Below are 23,099 nucleotides of genomic sequence, written 5' to 3'. Positions count from 1 at the left end.
GGAAAAAATTGGGCGGTTCGCGGGAAAATAACGCCAGCCCGCGCTGGTGCCGGGATTCCCGTTGAATCAGGTTACGGATAGTCCATATTGGTGCTGACCCGCGGATTCTCCGCGAGAGTGGGAGTGTTTCATCCAATGGCCTCTGGTCCCGACTATCGCTACACGACGGGCGCGACGGGCTGGGGCCGCACGGCAACCGCCGATGCGGCCGCCGTCGATGCCGGGCTGCGGTCCTACATGCTCCGCGTTTACAACTGGATGGCGTCCGGTCTGCTGCTGACCGCGATTGTCGCCTATGTGATCGCGAACACCGGGGCCGCGGATCTGTTCTTCACGCGGGTGATGACGCCGCGCGGCGCCGCCACGCAGCCGACCATCCTCGGCTTCATCGCCATGCTGGCCCCGCTGGGCTTCGTGCTGGCCCTCTCCTTCGGCATCAACCGGATGAGCAAGGGCGCGGTGCAGGGCCTGTTCTGGCTGTTCTGCGCTACGATGGGCGCCTCCATGGCGAACATTTTCGCCGTGTATGTCGGCACCTCGATCGCGACCACCTTCGTGATCACCTCCGGCATGTTCGCCGCCGTGAGTCTGTATGGCTACACCACCAAGGCGGACCTGACGAAGCTTGGCACCTTCATGATGATGGGCCTGATCGGCATCATCATCGCCGGGCTGGTGAACATGTTCGTGGGCTCCTCCGCGCTGCAGTTCGCCATCAGCGTGATCGGCGTCGTCGTGTTCGTGGGCCTCACCGCCTATGACACCCAGCGCATCAAGGCGGACTACATCGAGTACGCCTATGCCGAGGGCACGGACCTTGCCGCCAAGCGCAGCGTGTTCGACGCGCTGGGCCTGTACCTGAACTTCATCAACCTGTTCCAGCTGTTGCTGCAGTTCATGGGCGTCCGCCAGCAGGACTGATCCTGCCAACCGGCGAAGCCAAACAAAAAGAGCCCCGGAGGCAGCTGCCTCCGGGGCTTTTCGTTTGGGCGGGAACCATCGTCACCGGGCACCCGCCATCCCGCGCGGGCCTCAGCCCTTCAGGTGTTCCAGCAGCTTGTTCATCGCCGCGTTCTTGTCGGACCCGTCGATCGCCGCGACCTCGGCCGCCAGCCTGTCCATCGCCAGCTCATAGATCTGGCGCTCGGAAAAGGACTGGTCCGGCTGGCCGGCATTGCGGTGCAGGTCGCGCACCACCTCGGCGATCTGCACGGGGTCGCCGCTGTTGATCTTCTGCTCGTATTCCTGGGCGCGGCGCGACCACATGGTGCGCTTGATGCGGGCGCGCCCCTTCAGGGTTTCCAGCGCCTCGCCCATCATGTCGCGATTGGCCAGCTTGCGCAGCCCGGAGGAGGCCGCCTTGTTCAGCGGCACCCGCAGAGTCATACGGTTTTCCTCGAAGGTGACGATGATCACCTTGAGCTCCGCGCCGGCCACGGCCATGGATTCGATGCCTTGCACCTGGCCCACGCCATGGGTGGGATAGACCACATGGTCGCCCGTCTTGAACTCGTTGCCTTGGTTGCCGAGCGGCTTGGGCGGCGGGCCGGGCCGGACCGGGCCGGCGGCAACGGTTTCCGCCGGGGATGGCGCCTGGCTTTCGGCCATGCCGCGCCGGGCCGCCGGGCGGGAGGCCGCCGTGTCCGGCTCGGGGGGGGAAGATTTCGGGCCGGCGGGTGGCTTCATCCGCTCTCTACTCCTGGCAACCGGTGTCACGGGCGCGGTGGCGATTCTGCCGGCGGCCCCTCATGGACAGCCGGCCGGATTGCCGCGCCAGTGAATCAAGGAGGTGGTGTGGCTTCTGCAAGCCCACAACCTCACCAAGCCGCCGCATAGCACAAAGCGCGCCAAGCGTCACCTTGGCGCCGATGCCTCCGCGGTCCCGATGCCTCGGCCGCGCTCAGGGCTTGCCCGGGTTGGGGCTCAGCAGGGGCCGCTTGTTGGGCTTGCCGTTCCATTCCTCGGCGTCGGGCGGGGCCTCGCCCTTGCGGGTGATGTTGGGCCATTGCTGGGAATATTCGCGATTGACCTCGGCCCATTCGGCGGCGCGGTCGTCGCTGTCGGGCAGGATCGCCTCGGCCGGGCATTCCGGCTCGCAGACACCGCAATCGATGCACTCATCCGGGTGAATGACCAGGAAGTTCTCGCCAACATAGAAGCAGTCCACCGGACAGACTTCGACGCAGTCCATGTACTTGCAACGGATGCAATTTTCAGTGACGACGTAGGTCACGGCCGGGTTCCTCGGTCAATCCAGTGCAGAGCGTGGGGCAGAGATGGACCGGGCAGCGGCGGGACGCAACCGCCATTCGCGCGGTGCAGCACCGCCCGGATGCCGGATCAGCCGCCGCCCGCCGCGGGATCGGACGCGGCATCGAGATCGTCATACAGCAGGCGCGCTTCCGGTGCCGGGCCGCGCCGCTCGGCCAGGGCGCGGATCCGCCAGATCCGCACCACGCCGCGTTCCGGCCCACCGAGCGCCAGGGTGATCACGTCGCCCACGCGCAGCCGGGCGCCTGGCTTGCCCACCGGCTGCCGGTTCAGCCGCAGCGCACCCTTCTGCACCAGCCTTGCGCAATCCGCCCGGGTCTTGGCCACCCGGGCGCACCAGAGCCACTTGTCCAGCCGCTGCCAGTCGCGGTCCTCGGCGTCAGCCATGGGACCGGGGGAAGGGGCGGGCCGGCAGCCGCGGCATCAGCCCTTGTCGAGCTTCAGCCGCGCCAGCACGGCGAAGGGGCTGTCGGGGTCCGGCCCCTTCTCCTTCGGGCCGGAGAAGCTGTAGGAGCGGCCTTCGTTGCGGTCGTCGCGCGGCGGGCGGCGGTCGCGGCGCGGGCCGTCATCCCGATCGGGGCGCGGCGGGCGGGGGCCGCCCTTGCCGGTGAAGCGCGGCGCGCCGTCCTTGCCGGTGAAGCGGGGCGGCCTCGGGCCACGCTCGGGGCGCGGGCCGGCGGCCTCGGCGGCCACGGCCTCGCCTTCCGCCGGGGCGGGGGCGTCGTCGCGCGGGCGCTGCGGCCGGTCGGGGCGCGGGCCACGCTCGGGCCGCGGGCCGCGATGCTGGTCGCGCTGGCCATCCGGGCGCCCGCCGGGGCGGCGGAAGCGCGGGCCGCGATCCTCGCGCCGGGCCGACACCATGGCCGGGCCGGGCGGGCCGAAAACATCCTCGGCCAGCGGCTCGGCCGGCAGGAGGCGGAAGCCCAGCACCTGCAGCACGGCGGGCAGGATGTCGGCCTTGACGCCCAGGCGGCTGGCGACATCTGGTGGCAGCATGGCGGGCGCGCGGCGGGTCAGGTGGCCCAGCTCGCCGGCCACGCGCTCCGCGACGTCGAGGCGCAGCAGCACGGGTCCGGCCTGCACCCAGCCCATGGTTTCCGCGAAGCCTTCCGGCCAGCCTTCCGGCGGCGGCACCGAAACCAGGCCGCCCCCCGGCACCGCCGGCACGTCGCAATCGGCCTTCAGCGCCCAGAGCTGCGCGCGCAGCGCCATCGGCTTCGGCTTCAGCACCTCGGGGATGTAGAGGGCGAAGCGGCCGGCGCGGATGCCGATCGCCTTCAGCTTCTGCCGCAGCTCCGGATTGACCTCGGCCTCGGTGCCGCCCGGCACCAGGCCCAGATATTCACGCAGCCGGAACGCCGGGCCGCGCAGCGTGTTGTCCTCGGCCGCCTTGGCCTCCACCACGTCGAGCGAGGCGAAGTCCCGCTTGATCATGGCCTCGATCCAGGCGGCGAGCCGGGCACGGATCCGCTCCCGCTGCGCCCCGTCGATGAACTCGGAGGCAAGCGGCTCGATCAGCGGCTTGTCCGGCGTGGGGCCGGGGCGCAGCCGTGCAACCTCGTCACCATTCCAGGTGATGTGGTGGTTGGGCAACAGGGCGAAGGCGTCGTCGGACGCTGTTTCCAGATCAGTCACGCGCTTTGGCATCTCACTTTGCAAGGCCCTACGGGCGGCACGCAGCACGAGCTTGCGCTCATCCTCATTACCCGCAGCAGCATCGGGTTCAAACATGAAACCCGTCACGTGGCCAACCCTGTGGCCTTCCACCACGACCTGGCCTTCCCGGGTGACAGCGGAAAGCAACTCCTCGGCGGTGTCGTCAAGGCGGCGGATCAGGTGCGCGGCCCGGCGGTCCACGAAGCGCGCGGTCAGCCGCTCATGCAGGGCGTCGCTGACCATGTCCTCCGCCTGGCGGGCCTCGTTCTGGTAGCGTTGGGCATCCCGCAGCCAGTCGCCGCGCGCCGCGATGAAGGCCCAGACGCGGATCGCGGCCAGCCGCGTCATCAGCGTGTCGATGTCGCCCTCGATGCGGGCGCAGCCGGCGATCTGCTGCCCGACCCAGTCGGGCGGCAGGTGCCCCTCCTTCACGAGGTGGCCGAAGATGCGGCCGCACAGGCGGGTGTGGCTGTCATCGGCCAGCTTGCGGAAATCCGGGATCTGGCAGGTTTCCCACAGCAGCCGCACCCGGGCGCGGCCCTGGGCCAGCTTGCGGATCTCCTGCTCGCGCGAGAGATGGGCGAGGGTGATGTGGTCGGTCGCGTCGTTGCCGCGCGCCAGGCCCGGCACCGGCGGCGGCATGGACAGGCTGTCCAGCAGTGAGTCCACGCTGGTCATGTCGAGCGCGGAGTTGCGCCAGGCCAGGGTGGTCAGGGTCTCGAATTGGTGGCCCTCGATCTTCTCCACCATTTCGGGCGGCAGGGGAGGGGATTCGGCGGTGGAGCCGAAGGTGCCGTCCCGCATGCCGCGCCCCGCGCGGCCGGCGATCTGCGCCGCTTCCTGCGCGGTCAGCGGACGCGGCCGGTGCCCGTCGAATTTCTGCAGGCTGGCGAAGGCGACATGGTCCACATCCATGTTCAGCCCCATGCCGATGGCATCCGTCGCCACCAGGAAATCGACCTCGCGGTTCTGGTACAGCGCCACCTGGGCGTTGCGGGTGCGGGGGGAAAGGCGCCCCATCACCACCGCGCAGCCGCCCCGGCGGCGGCGGATCGCCTCCGCGATGGCGTAAACCTCGCCGGCGGAGAAGGCGACCACGGCGGAGCGCGGCGGCAACCGCGTCAGCTTGGCCGGGCCGGCATAGGAAAGCTGCGACAGGCGCGGCCGGGTTTCCACCTCCGCCTGCGGCACGAGGCGCTGCAGCAGCGGACGGACGGTCTCGGCGCCGAGAAACATGGTTTCCACCAGCCCGCGGGCGTTCAGCAGCCGGTCCGTGAAGACATGGCCCCGATCGGCATCGGCGCAAAGCTGGATCTCGTCCACCGCCACGAACTCGACCCGGCGGTCGAGCGGCATGGCCTCCACCGTGCAGGCGAACCACTTCGCCTCGGGCGGGACGATCTTTTCCTCCCCCGTGATGAGGGCGACGTATCGCGCCCCCTTGGCGGCCACCATGCGGTCATAGTTCTCGCGCGCCAGCAGGCGCAGCGGGAAGCCGATGATGCCGGAGGCATGCGCCAGCATCCGGGTGATCGCCAGATGCGTCTTGCCGGTGTTGGTGGGTCCCAGAACGGCCTTGACCCGCGCGGGGAACATGGAACCGGAAGCGAACGTCGGGGCGGGATCACGCATTATGGTCCTGTGTGGCGTTTCCGGCCCCCGCTTGCAACGGGCGGGAGGGACATGGCTGGCGGCGAAGGACCGCGCGTTGCATCGTTGTCACCTGCCATGCCGCGCGACTCCGCCCCGCCCCCGCCTGCCCATCCGGGGCGCCACATGGCGTTGCTCGGGGCGGTTTTCGCCGCGATCGGCGCGGTGCAACCCTTTCTGCCCGCGTATCTGGCGGAACGCGGCCTGAGCGCCGCCCAGGTGTCGCTGGTGCTGGCGCTGGGCGCCGGCATCCGCATCCTGGCCGGCCCGCTGGGCGGGCGGCTGGCGGACGCCCTGGGCAATCCCCGGCTGCTGATGGTGCTGTTCAGCCTCGCGGGGGCGCTGGCGGCGGCTGGCTTCGTGCCGGCCGCCGGGCTTGCGGGATTTCTGCTGGCGCAGCTGGCGCTGAATGCCGCCATGGCGCCGCTGACCCCGCTGGCCGATGCGGTCTGCCTGGCGGCGGCGCGGCGCGGCGGGCTGGAATATGGCCGGCTGCGCGCCGCGGGCTCGGTGACCTACATGGCCATGGCGGTGCTGGCCGGCTGGATGGCGGGCCATTTCGGGCTCGGCCTGCTGCCCGGGCTCATGGCGGCGGCGCTGCTGGCGGTGACGGCGGCCGCCCTGGCCCTGCCGCGCCCGCCGCCGCCCGCCACGCGGCCCGGCTTCCAGGGCGGGGTGGGGGCGGTGCTGCGCCTGCCCGGCTTCGCCCGCCTGCTGCTGCTGTCGGGCCTGATCCAGAGCAGCCACGCCACCTATTACGGCTTCAGCACCATCCACTGGAGCGCGGCGGGCCATGCCCCCTCCGTTATCGGCCTGCTTTGGGCCGAGGCGGTGGTGGGGGAGGTGGCGCTGTTCGTGATGGGCCATCGCCTGGCGCGGCGGCTCGGGCCGGCGGGGATGGCGATGCTGGCGGCCTCGGCAGGGCTGCTTCGCTGGAGCCTGATGGCGGCCACGACCTGGCTGCCGGCGCTGCTGCTGATCCAGTTGCTGCATGCGCTGAGCTTCGGCGCCCAGCATCTGGCGGCGATGCAGCTGATCCTGCGCCTGGTGCCGCCGCCCCTGGCAGGCACGGCGCAGGCGCTGCACTCCGCCCTGGGAGTCGGGTTGCTGATGGGGCTGATGACCCTGGTTTCCGGCCCCGCTTACGCGGCCTGGGGCGGCGGCGTCTTCCTGGTGATGGCCGGGCTCTGCGCCTTGGCGCTGCCCCTGGCGCTGCGGCTGCGGCAGGATTGATGCCTCAGGGGTCGGCCCGGTCCCGCCATGCAGCAGCAGGGATCAGGGCATCGCCTCGGCGGTCAGCACCTGTTGCGGCCACGCCGGTTCCTCGGCCCCCAGCCAGTTGCGGCCATCCCAGCGATGCGGCTCGATGCGCACCTCGCGCCCTTCCACATAGATGCGGTTATAGGCGTTGGGCTCGCCGCGCAGGCGGGTGGAGATGGCGGAACCGGCCTGCACCACCAGCAGCTCCTCCTGGTGGACGCTGGAAGCGGGGGCGCCACGATGCAGCCGCACATAGCCGCGGTGCAGGTGCCCGGACAGGATCAGCCGGACCCCGGCCTTCTGCAGCCGCTCCAGCGCAGGGGCGGCACGGGCCGCCAGGGGCGTGTCGGGCGCGTCTTCCGGCGCCAGGAACGGGTGATGCGCCACCACGATGCGGAACAGGCCCGGCGGCAATTCCTCCAGCCGCCGCAGCAGGCGCTTGAGCCGGTGGCGCTTGACCCGGCCTTCCTCCCAGGAGAAGTGCCAGCCGCCCCGCACCACGGTGTTCAGGCCGATCACGGCCAGATGCTCGTCGCGCCAGATCGGCTCCGTCTTGCCGCCGATGAAGCGCCGCCACCGGCCGAAGGGGTCCAGGAAGCGTTCCCAGGGCCAGTAATTGGTGATGTCGTGATTGCCGGGCACCACGATATGCGGCGCCTTCAGCGCATCCAGGAAGCGCCGCGCCGCCCGGTATTCCCGCGACCGGGCGCGCATGGTGAGGTCGCCGCTGACCACCACCAGGTCGGCCGGGTCGGCGTTGAGCGTCCCGAGCAAGGCCTCGGCGGCCGTTTCGTCCACCCGTCCGTAATGCAGGTCGGAGATGTGGTCGATGCGGCGGTTGAAGGTCATGCGGCAGCGGCTCCGCTTTCTGGAGGCGGGAAGAACACGCCCCGTCAACGCTGCGCCGGCCCGGAAGGATGCGGCGCCGGCGCGCTTTCGCCCGAAGCGCCCCGCCGGATGGCGAAGCCTCCGCACGGTCCCGGCGCCGGATGACACGCAATTTTTGCGCGCTTCAGGACTCCTTCATCAACAGGCCCGATCCTATGTCCATCCATGATGAAAGGAGACAGGTGCCATGCCCTGGACCATGCGCCCTCAGCCCATCACCCCCCGCAGCCTTTTCCGTGGACTTGTGGACCTTCCCTGGGATGCTCCCCTGTTCGGCCCGGTCCGCCTGAAAAGGCCGGTTGACTGACCCTGGCTCGAAGCGCCTGGGGCCCGAAACGCCCCAGGCCTGAAATGCCGGGAGCCCTGAGCCGGGAGTCCTGAAGCGCCAAAGCAAAAAGCCGGCCCTGAGGCCGGCTTGATCGCCCGCCGCGCGGGCGGCCATTCGAAATGGCCCGGGAGAACATCCCGGGCCGTTCCTGTTTCAGGCGGCCTTCGCCATGTTGCGCAGCACGTAGTGCAGGATGCCGCCATTCTTGTAGTACTCGACCTCGTCGGCCGTATCGACGCGGCACTGCACCTGGGTGGTGGTGGTGGTGCCGTCAGGGCGGTGGATGACCAGGTCCAGCAGCATGCGCGGCTTCAGGTCTTCCAGGCCCTGGATGTCGATGATCTCCTCGCCCGTCAGGTTGAGGGAGTTGCGGTCCTCGCCCGGCTTGAACACCAGCGGCAGCACGCCCATGCCCACGAGGTTGGAGCGGTGGATGCGCTCGAAGCTTTCGCAGATCACCGCCTTCACGCCGAGCAGGAAGGTGCCCTTGGCCGCCCAGTCGCGGGACGAGCCGGTGCCGTATTCCTTGCCGCCGAAGATCACCAGCGGCGTGCCCTCGGCCTTGTACTTCATGGCCGCGTCATAGATCGGCATGACCTCGCCCGAGGGCTGGTGCTTGGTGATGCCGCCCTCGATGCCCGGAACCATCTCGTTCTTGATGCGGATGTTGGCGAAGGTGCCGCGCATCATGACCTGGTGGTTGCCGCGGCGGGCGCCGTAGCTGTTGAAGTCGGCCTGACGGACCTGGTGTTCGCCGAGATACTCGCCGGCGGGCGAGGTCTTCTTGATGTTGCCGGCCGGCGAGATGTGGTCGGTGGTGATCGAGTCACCGAGCTTGGCCAGCACCCGCGCGCCCTTGACCGAGGCGATCGGCTTCGGCTCGGCGTCCATGCCCTCGAAATAGGGCGGGTTCTGCACGTAGGTGGAGCCGGAGTTCCAGCGATAGGTGTCCGAGCCGGCATCGACGCGGATCGCCTGCCACTGCTCCGGGCCCTTGAAGACGTCGGAATAGCGGCTCTGGAACATCTCGCGCGTGACCACGGCGGCCACGGTGTCGTTGACCTCCTTCTGGGTCGGCCAGATGTCCTTCAGGTAGACCGGCTGGCCGTTCGAGCCGGTGCCGATGGCTTCCTTGGTGACGTCGAGCGTGATGGTGCCGGCGAGCGCGTAGAGCACCACCAGCGGCGGCGAGGCCAGGTAGTTGGCGCGCACGTTCTGGTGCACGCGGCCCTCGAAGTTGCGGTTGCCCGACAGCACGGACACGGCGACCAGCTTGTTGTCCTCGATCGCGTCAACGATCGGGTCGGGCAGGGGGCCGGAATTGCCGATGCAGGTGGTGCAGCCATAGCCGACGGTCTGGAAGCCCAGCGCGTCGAGATGCTGCGTCAGGCCGGACTTGTCCAGGTAGTCGGTCACGACCTGCGAACCCGGCGCCAGCGAGGTCTTGACCCAGGGCTTCGGCTTCAGGCCCAGCGCGTTGGCCTTCTTCGCCACCAGGCCCGCGGCCACCAGCACATAGGGGTTGGAGGTGTTGGTGCAGGAGGTGATGGCGGCGATCACCACGTCGCCATGGCCGAGGTCGTAATTGGCGCCGGCCACCGGCACGCGCAGGTCGGCCTTGTCGCCGGGCACGCCGAGATTGCCGGAAGCCAGTTCCTTGGCGAAGGCGGGGGCGGCGCCGGACAGCGCCACGCGGTCCTGCGGACGCTTCGGGCCGGCCAGGGACGGCTCCACCGTCGACATGTCCAGTTCCAGCGTGTCGGTGAAAACCGGGTCGGGCTGGCCTTCCTCGCGGAACATGCCCTGGGCCTTGTAGTATTCGCGCACGAGGTTGATGCGGTGCTCGTCGCGGCCGGACAGGCGCAGATAGTCCAGCGTCACCTCATCGACCGGGAAGATGCCGCAGGTGGCGCCGTATTCCGGGGCCATGTTGCCGATGGTGGCGCGGTCCGCCAGCGCCATGTCGGCGAGGCCCGGGCCGTAGAACTCGACGAACTTGCCGACCACGCCCTTCTTGCGCAGCATCTGCGTCACCGTCAGCACCAGGTCGGTGGCGGTCACGCCCTCGCGCAGGCGGCCATGCAGCTTGAAGCCGATGACGTCGGGGATCAGCATGGCGATGGGCTGGCCGAGCATGGCGGCCTCCGCCTCGATGCCGCCCACGCCCCAGCCCAGCACGCCCAGGCCGTTCACCATGGTGGTGTGGCTGTCGGTGCCGTAGCAGCTATCCGGGTAGGCGAAGGTCTCGCCCGCGTCGGTCGCGGTCCAGACGCCCTGGGCCAGGTATTCCAGGTTCACCTGGTGGCAGATGCCGGTGCCGGGGGGCACGACGCGGAAATTGTTGAACGCCTCCTGGCCCCAGCGCAGGAACTCGTATCGCTCGCCATTGCGCTCGAACTCGATGTCGACGTTCTTCTGCAGCGAGGAGGCGCTGCCGGAAACGTCCACCATCACCGAGTGGTCGATCACGAGGTCGACGGGAACCAGGGGGTTCACGCGCTTCGGGTCGCCGCCGAGCTTGGTGATGCCGTCGCGCATCGCGGCAAGATCCACCACGGCGGGGACGCCGGTGAAATCCTGCATCAGGATGCGGGCGGGGCGGAAGGGCACTTCCTTCTCGCTCCGGCCTTCCTTCACCCATTCGGCGACGGCCTCGGCGTCCTTCACCGTGTAGGCGCGGCCATCCTCGTGCCGCAGGACGTTTTCCAGCAGGACCTTGAGGCTGAAGGGCAGGCGGCTGACGTCGCCGATGCTCTTCGCCGCTTCGGGCAGGCTGAAGTAATGGTAGGTCTTGCCGTCAACCGTCAGGGAGCGACGCGCCTTCAGGCTATCCTGCCCGATCATCCGCATGGTCCGGGGTCCCTCGATATTTGCTGCGAACGCCGCAGCTTATTACACGCTGCGCTCGCCCGGTCCATCGGGCCAAGGGGGATCCTGTGCCGTGCTGGAAGCCAGTGATGTTGCTGTTTTGCGCGGGGAGCGGGTGATCTTCTCGGGACTGCGCCTCACGGTCTCGCCCGGGGAGGCGGTGGTGCTGACCGGCGCCAACGGGGCTGGCAAATCGACCCTGCTGCGGGTCCTCGCGGGGCTCGTCGGGCTGGCGGAGGGGCGGGTCCTCTGGAACGGGGAGGACGCGCTGGCCGACCGTGCCGCGCATGCCGCCCGGCTGCGCTACCTCGCGCATGCGGATGCCCTGAAGCCTGGCCTGTCGGTGGCGGAGAACCTGCAATTCTGGGCGCGGCAATGGGGCGGCGACATTCCGGCGGCGCTGGAGGCGGTCGGCCTCGCGCCGCTGGCCGAGCTGCCGGCGCGCATGCTGTCGGCCGGGCAGAAGCGGCGGCTGGCCCTGGCGCGGCTGGCCCTGGCGCCCTGCCCGATCTGGCTGCTGGACGAGCCGAGCGTCGGGCTGGATGCCGCCTCCATCGCCCGGCTCGGCGCGCTGCTGCGGCGACACCGCGCGGCGGGCGGTCTAGTGGTGGCGGCGACCCATGTGCCGCTGCCGCTCGACGGCGCGCGCGAACACCGCCTGGACGGGCTTCCTGCCGGGGTGCCCGCGTGATCGCCCTGCTGCGGCGGGAGATGCTGCTGGCGGCGCGGCATCCGGCGGACACGCTGGCGGCGGTGCTGTTCTTCCTGCTGGTCACCGCGCTGTTTCCCTTCGGCGTCGGCCCGGCGCCCGACACGCTGGCGCGGCTGGCCCCCGGCGCGCTGATCGCCGCCGCCCTGCTGGCCGCGCTGCTGCCGCTCGACCGGCTGTTCGGCGCCGAGGCGGAGGATGGCTCGCTGGACCAGCTACTGTTGTCGGGCCTGTCGGGCGCGCAGATCGCCGGCGCCAAGGCGGTGGCGCACTGGCTGACCACCGGCGGGCCGCTGCTGCTGGCGGCGCCGGTGGCGGGCGCCATGCTGAACCTGCCGGTGGAGGCCTGGCCCGTCGCCATGCTGGCGCTGGGGCTGGCGACGCTGTTCCTGTCGCTGCTGGGCACCGCGGGGGCGGCGCTCACTTTGGGGGCGCGGCGGGGCGGGGTGCTGCTGCCGCTGCTGGTGCTGCCGCTGGCCATTCCGGCGGTGATCTTTGGCGCGGCGGCGATCGAGGCGGCGGCCGGCGCCGGCACGCCGCGGCCCTTCCTGCTGCTGCTGGGCGCCCTGGTGGCGGCAGCCCTGCCCTTGGCGCCGTTGGCGGCGGGCGCGGCGCTGCGGGCCGACTGACCGCCGCCCCAATTCTTCAGGCCGCGCCGGCCAATTCCGTGGCAGCCGGGGGATCGGCCAGGATCACGCGGTTGCGGCCCAGCGACTTGGCCTCGTAGAGCGCGGCATCGGCCTGCCGCAACGCCGCCGCCAGGGGCTGGTTGCTGTGCCACCAGGCGACGCCGGCGCTGATGGTGACCTCGCCGGCGACCGGATGCGGCTCGGCGGACACGGCCTGCCGCAGGCGCTCGGCGATGGCCGGGACATCCGCGCCGCCTTCCGGCACCACCACCAGGAATTCCTCGCCGCCCCAGCGGCCGATCCTGGCATGGTCGGGCAGGGCTCGCCGCATGCGGCGCGCGGCGCCGGCCAGCAACTCGTCGCCCACCAGATGGCCGAAGCTGTCATTCACCGACTTGAAGCGGTCGATATCCAGCAGCACCAGGCCGACATCGTGGCCGGGCCGGGCGGCCAGCCGGCGCAGCATCTGCTCCATCCCGCGCCGGTTGGCGAGGCCGGTCAGCGCATCGGTGGCGGCGACGCCTTCGAGCCGCCGTGCGCGCTGCGCGGCATCCTCGTAGCGCGCGTTGAGCGTGGTGATGAAGGACAAGGCCGCCAGGATCAGGAAATGCACCGCATGGGCATTCAGCAGCAGCATCAGGAGCGCGCTGTCCGCCGGCCGGCCGCCCAGCAGCAGCACGGCCAGTGGCAGCATGGACAATCCGAACACCAGCCCCGCCGCCATCCGCGCGATGCGCCGGTCCAGCAGCACAAAGGCCGCCACATACAGCAGCGGCAGCCATTGCAACTGGCTGGCCGCCGCGTACTGCGCCGTGCCCGGGGCGCGCGTCACGATGTCGAGGAGGTTGATGATGACATAGGCCGCGACGGCGCCATAGGCCGCCAGTTCCAGAAGCGTCCGCCGGTGCGGCAGCCAGCGCAACAGGATCGGCATCACGGCACACAGCATCGCCAGGGCCGGATAAGCGAACCGGTCCACCCGGCCGATCAGCCCCAGCCGGGATTCCAGCAGCCATATCCCCAGGATGATGACCAGCCCGGACAGGAACAGCAGGGTCACCACCAGGCTACGGCGCCGTTGCAGCGTTCCGTCCAATCATGCCTCCTGCCCGCCGCGTCGTGGCGAACTAAAGCGTTGCGGGCGTCGCGCTGCATAGCGCGGAAGCGTTGCTGGGGATATGGCGATCGCGCTCAGTTCAGGTTTTCGGGCCGCAAGGGGCGGGCCAGCAAGCCATAGATTGCGTCGGTGACCTCCGCCTGCCCGTCCAGCACGGCGGTGACGGCGGCGGTGATTGGCATCTCCACCCCGGCCGCGGCGGCGCGGGCCAGCAGGGCAGGCGCGGTCGCGACCCCCTCGGTGACGCTGTTGCGGCCGCCGAGGATGGCGTCCAGCCGCTGGCCCTGGCCCAGGGCATGGCCGAGGGAGAAGTTGCGGCTGCCCGGCCCGGTGCAGGTCAGAAGCAAGTCGCCAAGGCCGGAAAGGCCGCTCACCGTATCGGCACGGCCGCCCAGCGCCACGGCCAGGCGGGCGATTTCCGACAATCCGCGCGTGACCAGGGCGGCGCGGGCATTCTCACCCAGGCCAGCCCCCGTCACGACCCCGGCGGCGATGGCGATGACGTTCTTGGCGGCACCGCCGACCTGCGCCCCCACCGGATCATCCTGGCCGTAAAGCCGGAAGGCGGGGGTGGCGAGGCAATCGGCGGCCTGCCGGCGCAGCGCCTGGTCGGTGCTGGCGATCACCGCGGCGGCGGGCAGGCCGGCGGCGACCTCGCCGGCGAAATTGGGGCCGGACAGCACGCCGGCGGGCAGTCCCGGCCGGGCCAGGGCCAGGGTTTCCAGCGGCAGGTGCAGCCCGTCCCGCGTCACGCCCTTGGCGGCGACCAGGGTGGCCGGCAGCGCGGGCAAGGTCCGCAGCACGGCGGCCATGTGCTGCGTGGGCACCACCAGCAGGGCGAGGTCGGCGCCATGCAGTGCCTCGGCCGCGTCGGCGGTGACCCGCAAGGGCTCGGGCAGGGCGTGGCCGGGCAGATGGGCCTCGTTGATCCGGCTGGTCTGCATGGCGGCGGCGCGCGCCGGATCGCGCGCCCAGAGCGACACCTCGGCGGCGCCCGCGCGCGTGGCCTGGATGGCCAGCGCCGTGCCCCAGGCGCCGGCGCCGATCACCGTGATCTTGCTCATGCGGCGCTTATTCCTCGGCGATGCGGGTCACGGCGAAACCCTGGCCGGGCTCGCCTTCGCCCAGATGGGTCAGCAGGGCGGCCAGGATGGCGCGGGCTTCTTCCTCGAACTTCCAGGGCGGGTTCACCACCACGAGGCCGCAGCCATTCAGGCGCTGCGGGTCGGTGGGCTCGCGCAGCCAGAATTCGCAGGCGACGATGTCGCGCACGCCGCCATCAGCCAGCGCCGTGTGGAAGGCGCGCACGGGCGCGCGGTGCTTCACCGGGTACCAATGCGCCTGCACCCCGGCGCGAAAGCGGTGGGCCACCACGGAGATGGCCTCGGCCATGCGCCCGAACTCGCCTTCCACCTCGAAGGGCGGGTCCACCAGCACCAGGCCGCGCTTCTCGGCGAAAGGGGTGAGGGCGGACAGCGCTTCCCAGGCATCGCGCTTGTGCACGGCCGTTTGCGGATCGCCGCGGAACAGGGTGCGCAGCGCGGCGCTGTCATCCTCGTGCAACTCGCACAGCACCAGACGGTCGCGCGGGCGCAGCATCATCCGCACCAGGGCAGGGCTGCCGGGATAATGCGGCGGAAAGCCGGCACGGCGGATCAGGTCCAGCCAGGGCGCCAACGGCCCTTCGGTGATGTCCAGCAGCCGGCCGACGCCGCGCTTCCATTCGCCGGTGCGCTCCGCCTCGGAGGCGGTGAGGTCATAGGTGCCGATCCCGGCATGGGTGTCCAGCACCCGGAACGGGGTGTCCTTGGCGCAAAGCCGGTGGATCAGCGCCACCAGCAGCGCGTGCTTCATGCAATCGGCGAAATTGCCGGCATGAAAGGCGTGGCGGTAGTTCATGCCGCCACCCCCGGGCCGGCCGGCTCCGCCAGTTCCGCCAGCGGCCAGCGCGGGCGCGGGGCATGATCCAGCGGGTCGGTCCAGCCGGCGCGCAGCCGCTCGATGCCCGCCCAGGCGATCATCACCGCATTGTCGGTGCAAAGCCGGATCGGCGGCGCGATCAGCGGCAGCCCCGCCGCTTCCGCCTCGGCGCGGAGGGCCGCGCGCACGCCCTGGTTCGCCGCGACGCCGCCGGCCACCACCATCGCCGTGGCGCCGGGCAGCATGGCCAGCGCGTTGCGCGCCCGGTCGGCCAGCACGGCGGCGACGACGCGCTGGAAGGCGGCGGCCAGGTCGGCCCGGTCCTGCTCGTTCTCCAGCTTCGGGATGCTTTGCGCCACCGCGGTCTTCAGCCCGCTGAAGGAAAAGTCGCAGCCGGGGCGCCCCAGCATCGGCCGGGGCAGGGGAAAGCGCTTCGGATCACCGGACGCGGCCAGCTTCTCCAGCGCCGGGCCGCCGGGCCAGGGCAGGCCCATCAGCTTGGCGGATTTGTCGAAGGCCTCCCCCACCGCGTCGTCCAGGGTGGAGCCAAGGCGGCGGTATTGGCCCAGCCCTTCCACCGCCACGCATTGGCAATGCCCGCCGGAGAGCAGCAGCAGGAGGTAGGGGAAAGCCACGCCATCCTCCACCAGGCCGGGGAGGCGCGCCGTCAGCGCATGCCCCTCCAGGTGGTTCACCGCCAGGAAGGGCAGGTTGTGGGCGATGGCCATGCCCTTGCCGAAGGAAGCGCCGACGATCAGCCCGCCGATCAGCCCCGGCCCCGCCGTGGCCGCCACCCCACCCAGATCGGCGGGCGACACCCCGGCTTCCCGCATCACCTGAGCCGCCAGGGCGGGAAGATGCGCCAGGTGGGCGCGCGCCGCGATCTCCGGCACCACGCCGCCAAAGGGGGTGTGCTCGGCCAGCTGGGAGCGCACCGCCTCGGCCAGGATGGTGCCATCCGGCGCCAGCAGGGCGGCGGCGGTTTCGTCGCAGCTCGCCTCCAAACCCAGAACCGGTCCCCTGATCGCCACCAAATGCATCCGTGATATGCCTTTCGCCTTCCGGGGCGTGGTTCTATGACGACCCCATGTCACTTGCCCACCCCGTCCTGCCATCTGCCATGGCGGGCATTTCCGCGCGGGACCGGTTCTGATGTCGCTATCTCCTGGGGCCACCCCCTCCGGCCCCGCTTCCTGCGCCCCTGCCGCCGGCCATCCGGTGCGGCGTCACGCGCATCGTTCGCTGCCGCTGCGCGTGGGCACCCGTGGCTCGCCCCTGGCGCTTTGGCAGACCCGCACCTTTCTCGACCGGGTGCTGCATGTCTGTCCGGTGCTGCGCAATGCCAAGGCCTTCGAGGAGCATGTTATCGCCACCTCGGGCGACCGCATCCAGGACAAGCGGCTGGCGGATATCGGCGGCAAGGGCCTGTTCGCCAAGGAGATCCACGAGGCGTTGCTGGACGGGCGGATCGATTTCGCTGTGCACAGCCTGAAGGATCTGGAAACCGAGCTGCCGCCCGGCATCGTGCTGGCTTGCACCATGAAGCGCGAGGATGCGCGCGACGCCATGGTGCTGGGGCCCCGCGCGGGGGACACCGACCCGGCCAACCCCTACGCCGCCATCCCTTCCGGCGCGCTGATCGGCACCGCCAGCCTGCGGCGGCAGGCGCAGTTGCTGCATGCCCGGCCGGATCTGCGGGTGGAGATGATCCGCGGCAATGTCGGCAGCCGCCTTTCCAAGCTGGAATCCGGCGCCTTCGACGGCACGCTGCTGGCGCTGGCCGGGCTGAAGCGCCTGGGGCTGGAGCGCCACGCCTCCCTGGTGCTGGATGCCGAGACCATGGTGCCGGCCGCCGGCCAGGGCATTGTGGGCATCACCGTGCGCGCCGCCGATCTTGAGCTGTGCGAGCTGCTTTCGGCGGTGGAGGACCGCGAGGCCCGCGCCGTGTCCCGTGCCGAGCGGGCGCTGCTGGCTGCGCTGGACGGTTCCTGCCGCACCCCGATCGGCGGCCATGCGCGGCTGCTGCCGGATGGCCGGCTGCACCTCACCGGGCTGGTGGCCCGCCCGGACGGCTCCTTCCTGTTGAAGCGCACGGTGGCGGGCGCCGCCACCGAGGCCGAGCGCCTGGGCCGCGAACTGGGTGACGGGCTGCGCGCCGACAGCCCCGTCGACATTTTCGCCGGCTGATCCCTTGTTGCCGCCCGGCGTGCTGATCACCCGGCCGGAGCCGGGCTGTACCGAAACGGCCGAGGCGGTGTCGGCGATGGGCTGGATGCCCGTGCTGGCGCCCGCGCTGGTGCTGCGCCCGCTGCCGCTGCGCATCCAGGCGGGCATGCGGCCCCAGGCGCTGGTGCTGCCCAGCCGCGCCGCCGCCCGGGCCCTGGCCGGCACCGCCGATCCTGGCTGGCCGGTGCTGGCGGTGGGGCCTGGCACCGCGGCCGAGGCGCGGCGCGCCGGCTTCACGGATGTCTCGGAAGCGGAGGGCGATGCCGCCTCCCTCGCCGTCATGGTTTCCGGGCGCCTTGATCCGGCGCGTGGCCCGCTGCTGCTGGCGGTGGGCCGTGGCTACAGCACCCTGCTGGCCCAGGCCCTGCGGGAGCGCGGCTTCACCGTGCAGCGGCGCGTCACCTATCTGGCGCAGCCGGCCGATGCGCTGCCCGATTCGGCCGGGGAAGCGCTTCGGGCGGGGAGGGTGCGTGCGGCGCTGTTTTTGTCCCCACGCTCGGCCAGCATCGCGCAAACCCTGCTGGATCGGGCGGGCCTGATCGAAAACTTGCGTGATATCGAGGCGTTGGCCCTGTCTCCCCGCATTGCGGCGGTTCTGGCGGGCATGCCTTGGAGAGGGATCCGTGCTACGGCGAAGCCCGATTTTCAGGCGTTGCTGGCTCTGCTGGGGCGGGCGCCGGTGACCGGACAGCGAGGGGCAGGAGCAGAAAATGAGTGATACGCCGAAAGACACCCCGAAGTCTGATCCGGGCCGCAAGAATGGCGGCAAGGGTCGCCCGCCCGAGGTGACGCCGGGCGCGCCGCCCGCGGGGGCCGGATCTTCCCCCGCTTCCGCCCCGGCGGCGCCCGAGGCGAAGGCGGCGCCCGCGAAGCCGGCCGACGCCGCCCGGCCCATGGAGGCAACCCCGCCCGCGGCGACGGTGCCGCCGAAGCCGCGCCCGGAATCGGGCACGCCTTCCGTGCCGCGTCCCGCTTCGGCGCCCCCTGCGCCGGAGCGGCATGACCGCCTCGCCCTGCCGGTGGCGGTGGTCAGCGGCATTGTTGCCCTCGCGGCGCTTGGCATCACCCTGGCGGATCGCGGCCGGGTGGATCTTGGCCGCATTGATCGCCTGGAGCAGGGCCAAGCCTCGCTGCCGGCCCTGACAGGTCAGGTGCAGGCGCTGGCCGGACAGACAGGCCAGGCTGGCCAGCGCTTCGCGGCGCTGGAAACCGCGCTGCGCGAAGGTGCCGCCGCCCAGAACAACCAGATCCAGGCCCTGCGCGACCAGGTGGCCGGCCAGCGCAGCGATCGCGAGGCGCTGCAGCGTGCCGCCGATGCGCGCATCGAGGCCGCCGAGCGTTCCCTGTCCCAGCGCATCAATGGCGCCGAGTCGCAGCTGGCGCAGCGCATCGCCTCGGCCGAAGCCGCGCTGGGGCCGCGTTTCGCCGCCGTGGAGAACGCCATGCAGCAGCGCGTGGCCGCGGTTGAACGTGAATCGGCCGAGCGCATGGCGGCCGCCGAGCGCGCATCGGCCGAGCGGCTTGCGGCGCGCGACCGGGAGCTGGATGCCCGCTTCGCCGTGCTTCAGCAGCGTGAATCCCGCCTGGACGTGGCCGAGCGCCGCCTCGCGGTGCTGGTCGCCACCACCGCCGCCGATAGCGCGCTGGCCGCCGGCCGCCCGCTGGGGCGGGCGCTCGCCAACCTGCCGGGGGAGGCGCCGGCGGCCCTGTCGCGCTACGCATCCGCCGCGCCGCCCACCGAGGCCTCGCTGCGCCTGTCCTTCGACGACGCGGCCCGCGCCGCCCGGGCACAGTCTCAGCCTTCCACGGAAGGGCAGACCGTGTGGGAATCCGCCGCGCAGCGCCTGGGCAACCTGGTGACGGTGCGCCGCGGGGAAGACGTGGTCTGGGGCGATGCCATCAGCGGCGAGCTGGAGGAGGCCCGCCGCGCGCTGGATGCGGGCGACCTGCCCGCCGCCGTGCAGAAGGTGGAGGCGCTGCCGGGGCCGGTGCGCTCGGCCATGAGCGGATGGCTGGGCGAGGCGCGCGGGCTGCTGGCCGCCCGTGCCGCGCTTGAAACGCTGCGCGCCGGGGGCCAGGGCTGATGCGCCGCGCCATCAAGCTCCTGCTGCTGTGTCTTGTTGTTGTCGGCATTGCCTGGGGGCTGATGCGCCTGGGCGGCGTGGTGGAGGTGCGCGTCGGCGACACCTTCATCGGCCTGTCCCTGCCGGTGCTGCTGATCCTGCTGGTGGTGCTGTTCACCGTTCTGCACCTGTTGCTGGTCGCCTGGCGCGCCCTGGTGAACTGGCCGGCGCGGGCGCGCGCCAAGCGCGAGGCCCGCAACCGGGAAAAGGGCGAGGCCGCGCTGACCAGGGCGCTGGTGTCCATGGCCGCGGGCGCGCCGGAAGCGGCGCGCGGCGAGGTGATGCGCGCCCGGCGCCTGATGGGCGACAACCCGCAATTGCTGCTGCTGACCGCCGAGGCCGAGCGCATGGCCGGCCAGGAAGCCGCCGCCACCGAAGCCTTCCAGGCCCTGGCCAAGCGGGAGGATGCCCGCTTCATCGGCCTGCGCGGCCTGTTGCGCCAGGCGATCCAGCGGCAGGACTGGCCGGCGGCGCAGCAACTGGCGCGGGAAGCCGAGGCCGCGCGCCCCGGCACCACCTGGCTGCGCGAGGAGCGCGCCATGCTGGCGCTGCGCACCCAGGACTGGCGGGAGGCCCTGACCCTGGCGCCGGCCGACACACCCAGGGCTTCCCTGGCCCTGGCCGCCGCCCAGCAGGAGCCGGAGCCGGCGCGGGCCGCCGATTACGAGAAGCAGGCCTTCCAGGCCGATCCGGCCTTCGCCCCGGCCACCGTGGCGCATGCCGCCCGGCTGGCTGCCGCCGGTTCCACCCGCAAGGCCCGCTCGGTGCTGGAGCAGGGCTGGCGCGCGGCACCGCATCCGGACATCGCCCAGGCTTATCTGGAAGGCGAGGCCGACCCGCTGGCCCGGGTGAAGCTGGCGGAAGCGCTGGTGGCGGAAAACCGCACCCATGCCGAAAGCCGGCTGCTTCTGGCACGGCTGGCCCTGCTGGCCGGGCTGACGGGCCGGGCGAGATCGGAACTGGAAGCGCTGGTCGAGAGCGGCGAGGCCGATGCCCGCGCCTATCTGCTGCTGGTCGACCTGGAACAGGCGGAACATGGCGAAGGGCCGGTGTTCCGGACCGCCGAGGCCAAGTGGCTGCGGGCCGCGACCAGCGCCAGGCCGGAGCCCCGCTGGCGCTGCGGCCATTGCGGAAAAACCCATGCCGCCTGGAAGCCGGTTTGCGACCAGTGCAACACGCCAGGCCGCATCGCCTGGGGCTGACCAGCGCGGGCTGAAACCGGCCGGGGAACCCACCTCCCCGGCATGGGCGGTCCCGCCCGACCGATCAGCGCAGCGGGTTGCGCAACAGCAGGCCCGCCCGCCGCAGGCATGACCCCGCCTGCAACAGGGCGGGCAGGGCCGCCGTGGCCTCCGGCGCGGGCATGAGGCGCAGCAGCGCCGCCAGCGCTTCCCGCCGGGGGGCGCGCTGGCCCAGGGCGAAAGCCAGGAGCAGCGCGGCTTCGTCATCCGTCAGGCCGGAATGAAAAGGCGGCGCGGGAGACACATGGCGCTGCGCCAGCCGCAGCACCATGTCCAGCGCCGGCGCTGCCGAGACCGCATCTTCCGTGACCAGCACCAGGCGCAGCGCCGGCAGAACAGGATGCCCTTTCGCCGCCGCCATCATTCCGCTGCGGAGGACATCCAGCAGAAGCCGCTCGGGCGGGGGCAGTTCGTCGGCCTCCGACTGCGTCCAGGGCCAGATGGGCAGGCCATGTGTTGCCACGGGCTGGAACTCCCCTGCTGTTCCATCCGAACGCTAGAGCGGATGAGAATGCCTCGCAAGAAATGCCGGCGGGTTTCTCTACCATCCAAGCAGATCGGGCTGGGCCGTTTCGGGATGGGCCATTCCCGGGAAGGTGGAGCCGAACAAGGCCGCCGCGAATCCGGCTTCCGTCGCGGCGGGGCTCCAGGAGCCGGCGCGCGGCGCCTCGCCCGGATGGAGGGCGGGTTCGACCAGCCGTGCCGCGCCGGACAAGCCCAGCGCGAAGCTCCGCTCCGTCTCGAAGCTGAAATGCGCACCGTTCAGGCTTTGATCCTCGCCAGGCTGCAACAGCAGCGCCACCACCTGCTGATCCGTCAGCGCGGCGCCGGAGGCCGGTTCCTGGTCCAGGATCAGGTGAAACAGGCCGATCAGGCTTGTGGGAGCATTCGGCAGCAGCGGCCATGAGCCGGCATGGCCGGAGGAAGCCAGCGCCACCAGCGCGTCGGCCAGTTGCAGCTCGGCCGGCAGGCCTTCGCGCGGGATCACCCACGTGGCGAGGTTGCGGAGCACGAGATCCGGCGGCTGCCATTGCTCCGCGCCGGACAGCAGGACCGGTTGCGGCTGGCCCCGGTCCTGTTCCGCCTGCCAAGTCACGACCATTCTTCCGGCCGGACCGACCGTGAGCTGCGCCTGGACATGCCATTCCGCCGGCGGGGGTGGGGGAGGGGGCGGAGGAGGATCGGGCGGCGGCTGGTTCGGCTCCGTTGGCTCCCCTGGGTCGGGGTCCGGGTTTCCAGGTGTCCCTGGGTCAGGTGTTCCTGGGCTGGGGGTTTCGGGGCCGGGATTGCCAGGGGTGGTGCCGCCACCATCCCCGGTTCCGGGATCGCCCGTGCCTGGATCATTCGTGCCGGGGTCGCCCGTGCCTGGACCGCCCGTGCCAGGGCCGTTACCGCCGGGATCGGTGCCGCCATCGCCGCCGGGCGGCTCCTGCGGAGGGTCCTGCGGCGGGATCACCGGCGGCGGCGCGGGCGTGGTGTCCTCGTCGGTGGTGTTCAGGACATCGATGGCGAGCAGGAAGGCGGCTTCGTGGAAGCCGTCGGACACCTCGATCATGATGTGCTTCACCGTGCCGCCGAGGCCCAGCAGATCGACGCCCTCGCGCAGCTTGAGGATGTTCTTGTCGACGATCTCGAAGAACCAGTCATCCTGGCCGACCAGCGCATAGGTGAGCTTGCTGGTGCCCGTGTCGGGATCGCCGCCCTGGACGCGGCCGATGATGCCGCCCACGTCGCTTTCCAGCACGAAGCCGCCCGCGGCGAAGAAGATGCGGCTTGGCGGCGCGTCCTCGATCCCCAGCAGCGTCACCGACCAGCTGCCGCTGACCTCCTGCCAGCCGCCGGCCAGCCTGACCCGCAGCCCGAAGGTGAACACCGGGTCGGCGCCCGCCGCATAGCCTTCCCGGTCAAAGGTCATGACCGGCAGGATGGTGATGGCGCCGCTGGGATGATCCACCGAGGCCTCGAAGAACCGGGCGCCGGCGCCGGTCAGCTCGGCTTCCAGCGGCAGCTCCGGCGTGCTCAGCGTCAGCCTGCCGATCCAGTCGCCGGACCGGTTGTTTTCCAGGATGGTGTTGGGCACGTCGCCATGGGCTGAGATCGGGGGCGGCACCTGGGATGATCCTCGGATTTCGTGTCCGGGCCTCCTGCCGCGATCCTTGGTTGATCCTTCGGGATGAACATGAAGAAACCCTGAGCGGGATGGGGCGGCCGGC

General features: G+C 71.3%; 19 protein-coding genes and 1 pseudogene. 8 read left to right on the top strand and 12 right to left on the bottom strand.

Translation table 11 applies throughout. The features are described 5' to 3' along the window. The first annotated feature begins 135 nt into the window (after positions 1-135). Positions 136-921 carry a Bax inhibitor-1/YccA family protein gene (locus F0Q34_RS10675; RefSeq protein ID WP_149812210.1) on the top strand — a complete coding sequence of 262 codons (786 nt, stop codon included), beginning with the start codon at positions 136-138 and terminating at the stop codon, positions 919-921. A gap of 111 nt (positions 922-1,032) precedes the next feature. On the opposite strand, the gene F0Q34_RS10670 is transcribed toward F0Q34_RS10675, so the two are convergent. From F0Q34_RS10670 to F0Q34_RS10655, 4 genes are all read right to left on the bottom strand, one after another. Beyond that, a complete protein-coding gene (locus F0Q34_RS10670; RefSeq protein ID WP_174242031.1) occupies positions 1,033-1,686 on the bottom strand; it encodes a CarD family transcriptional regulator in 654 nt (217 codons plus the stop codon). A 214-nt stretch (positions 1,687-1,900) separates the two neighbouring features. Next, positions 1,901-2,233, bottom strand: coding sequence for a ferredoxin FdxA (gene fdxA / locus F0Q34_RS10665; RefSeq protein WP_149812209.1), 333 nt, complete (start codon positions 2,231-2,233; stop codon positions 1,901-1,903). Between the two features lie 107 nt (positions 2,234-2,340). Then, positions 2,341-2,658 carry an RNA-binding S4 domain-containing protein gene (locus F0Q34_RS10660; RefSeq protein ID WP_149812208.1) on the bottom strand — a complete coding sequence of 106 codons (318 nt, stop codon included), beginning with the start codon at positions 2,656-2,658 and terminating at the stop codon, positions 2,341-2,343. A 36-nt stretch (positions 2,659-2,694) separates the two neighbouring features. Beyond that, positions 2,695-5,559 (bottom strand): helicase-related protein, encoded by a 2,865-nt coding sequence (locus F0Q34_RS10655; protein ID WP_241665432.1) that lies wholly within the window; start codon positions 5,557-5,559, stop codon positions 2,695-2,697. Between the two features lie 96 nt (positions 5,560-5,655). Here F0Q34_RS10655 and F0Q34_RS10650 point away from each other — a divergent pair, with 96 nt between their 5' ends. After that, complete coding sequence (locus tag F0Q34_RS10650) at positions 5,656-6,810, top strand: MFS transporter (protein WP_161600834.1); 1,155 nt, start codon at positions 5,656-5,658, stop codon at positions 6,808-6,810. A gap of 42 nt (positions 6,811-6,852) precedes the next feature. Here F0Q34_RS10650 and F0Q34_RS10645 read toward each other — a convergent pair whose 3' ends face one another. Further along, the gene (locus F0Q34_RS10645) at positions 6,853-7,686 is read right to left on the bottom strand and encodes a metallophosphoesterase family protein (protein WP_149812205.1); all 834 of its coding nucleotides are present in this window, start codon (positions 7,684-7,686) and stop codon (positions 6,853-6,855) included. A 520-nt stretch (positions 7,687-8,206) separates the two neighbouring features. Then, a complete protein-coding gene (gene acnA, locus F0Q34_RS10640) occupies positions 8,207-10,903 on the bottom strand; it encodes an aconitate hydratase AcnA (RefSeq protein ID WP_149812204.1) in 2,697 nt (898 codons plus the stop codon). An 88-nt stretch (positions 10,904-10,991) separates the two neighbouring features. On the opposite strand from acnA, the pseudogene ccmA reads away from it, so the two are divergent. Beyond that, a pseudogene (gene ccmA, locus F0Q34_RS10635) lies at positions 10,992-11,612 on the top strand (heme ABC exporter ATP-binding protein CcmA); the annotation flags it as partial. Then, positions 11,609-12,259, top strand: a complete 651-nt coding sequence (gene ccmB, locus F0Q34_RS10630) for a heme exporter protein CcmB (RefSeq protein WP_149812202.1) — start codon at positions 11,609-11,611, stop codon at positions 12,257-12,259. The pseudogene ccmA and the gene ccmB, both read left to right, overlap by 4 nt. A gap of 16 nt (positions 12,260-12,275) precedes the next feature. Here ccmB and F0Q34_RS10625 read toward each other — a convergent pair whose 3' ends face one another. The 4 genes from F0Q34_RS10625 to tsaD all read right to left on the bottom strand — a co-directional run bounded on the left by F0Q34_RS10625 (position 12,276) and on the right by tsaD (position 16,327). Continuing rightward, the gene (locus F0Q34_RS10625; protein WP_149812201.1) at positions 12,276-13,355 is read right to left on the bottom strand and encodes a GGDEF domain-containing protein; all 1,080 of its coding nucleotides are present in this window, start codon (positions 13,353-13,355) and stop codon (positions 12,276-12,278) included. Positions 13,356-13,450: 95 nt separating this feature from the next. After that, a complete protein-coding gene (locus F0Q34_RS10620) occupies positions 13,451-14,440 on the bottom strand; it encodes an NAD(P)H-dependent glycerol-3-phosphate dehydrogenase (RefSeq protein ID WP_149812200.1) in 990 nt (329 codons plus the stop codon). A 7-nt stretch (positions 14,441-14,447) separates the two neighbouring features. After that, positions 14,448-15,275 (bottom strand): 23S rRNA (adenine(2030)-N(6))-methyltransferase RlmJ, encoded by an 828-nt coding sequence (locus tag F0Q34_RS10615; protein ID WP_149812199.1) that lies wholly within the window; start codon positions 15,273-15,275, stop codon positions 14,448-14,450. Then, positions 15,272-16,327: a tRNA (adenosine(37)-N6)-threonylcarbamoyltransferase complex transferase subunit TsaD gene (gene tsaD, locus F0Q34_RS10610; protein WP_241665431.1), complete on the bottom strand. Its 1,056-nt coding sequence runs from the start codon at positions 16,325-16,327 to the stop codon at positions 15,272-15,274. Before tsaD ends, F0Q34_RS10615 begins: the two co-directional genes overlap by 4 nt. 118 nt (positions 16,328-16,445) lie before the next feature. Here tsaD and hemC point away from each other — a divergent pair, with 118 nt between their 5' ends. Genes hemC through F0Q34_RS10590 form a run of 4 tightly spaced genes read left to right on the top strand, consistent with a single transcriptional unit; the run spans position 16,446 to position 20,847 of the window. Beyond that, positions 16,446-17,483 (top strand): hydroxymethylbilane synthase, encoded by a 1,038-nt coding sequence (gene hemC / locus F0Q34_RS10605; RefSeq protein ID WP_370751227.1) that lies wholly within the window; start codon positions 16,446-16,448, stop codon positions 17,481-17,483. 4 nt (positions 17,484-17,487) lie between these two features. Then, positions 17,488-18,240 (top strand): uroporphyrinogen-III synthase, encoded by a 753-nt coding sequence (locus F0Q34_RS10600; RefSeq protein ID WP_149812196.1) that lies wholly within the window; start codon positions 17,488-17,490, stop codon positions 18,238-18,240. Then, positions 18,233-19,606 carry a hypothetical protein gene (locus F0Q34_RS10595; protein ID WP_149812195.1) on the top strand — a complete coding sequence of 458 codons (1,374 nt, stop codon included), beginning with the start codon at positions 18,233-18,235 and terminating at the stop codon, positions 19,604-19,606. The genes F0Q34_RS10600 and F0Q34_RS10595 overlap by 8 nt, the downstream gene beginning before the upstream one ends. Further along, positions 19,606-20,847 (top strand): heme biosynthesis HemY N-terminal domain-containing protein, encoded by a 1,242-nt coding sequence (locus tag F0Q34_RS10590; protein ID WP_149812194.1) that lies wholly within the window; start codon positions 19,606-19,608, stop codon positions 20,845-20,847. Before F0Q34_RS10595 ends, F0Q34_RS10590 begins: the two co-directional genes overlap by 1 nt. Positions 20,848-20,911: 64 nt before the next feature. On the opposite strand, the gene F0Q34_RS21785 is transcribed toward F0Q34_RS10590, so the two are convergent. Together F0Q34_RS21785 and F0Q34_RS22075 are read right to left on the bottom strand one after the other, a co-directional pair. After that, entirely contained in the window at positions 20,912-21,349 is a 438-nt protein-coding gene (locus tag F0Q34_RS21785) for a hypothetical protein (protein ID WP_161600833.1), read from the bottom strand. A gap of 78 nt (positions 21,350-21,427) precedes the next feature. Continuing rightward, positions 21,428-22,996: a hypothetical protein gene (locus F0Q34_RS22075; RefSeq protein ID WP_194163320.1), complete on the bottom strand. Its 1,569-nt coding sequence runs from the start codon at positions 22,994-22,996 to the stop codon at positions 21,428-21,430. Positions 22,997-23,099: the final 103 nt, after the last annotated feature.

The sequence above is a fragment of the Teichococcus oryzae genome (assembly GCF_008386565.1).
GTDB lineage: Bacteria > Pseudomonadota > Alphaproteobacteria > Acetobacterales > Acetobacteraceae > Pseudoroseomonas > Pseudoroseomonas oryzae.
This window is presented reverse-complemented; position numbering and strand designations above follow the sequence as displayed.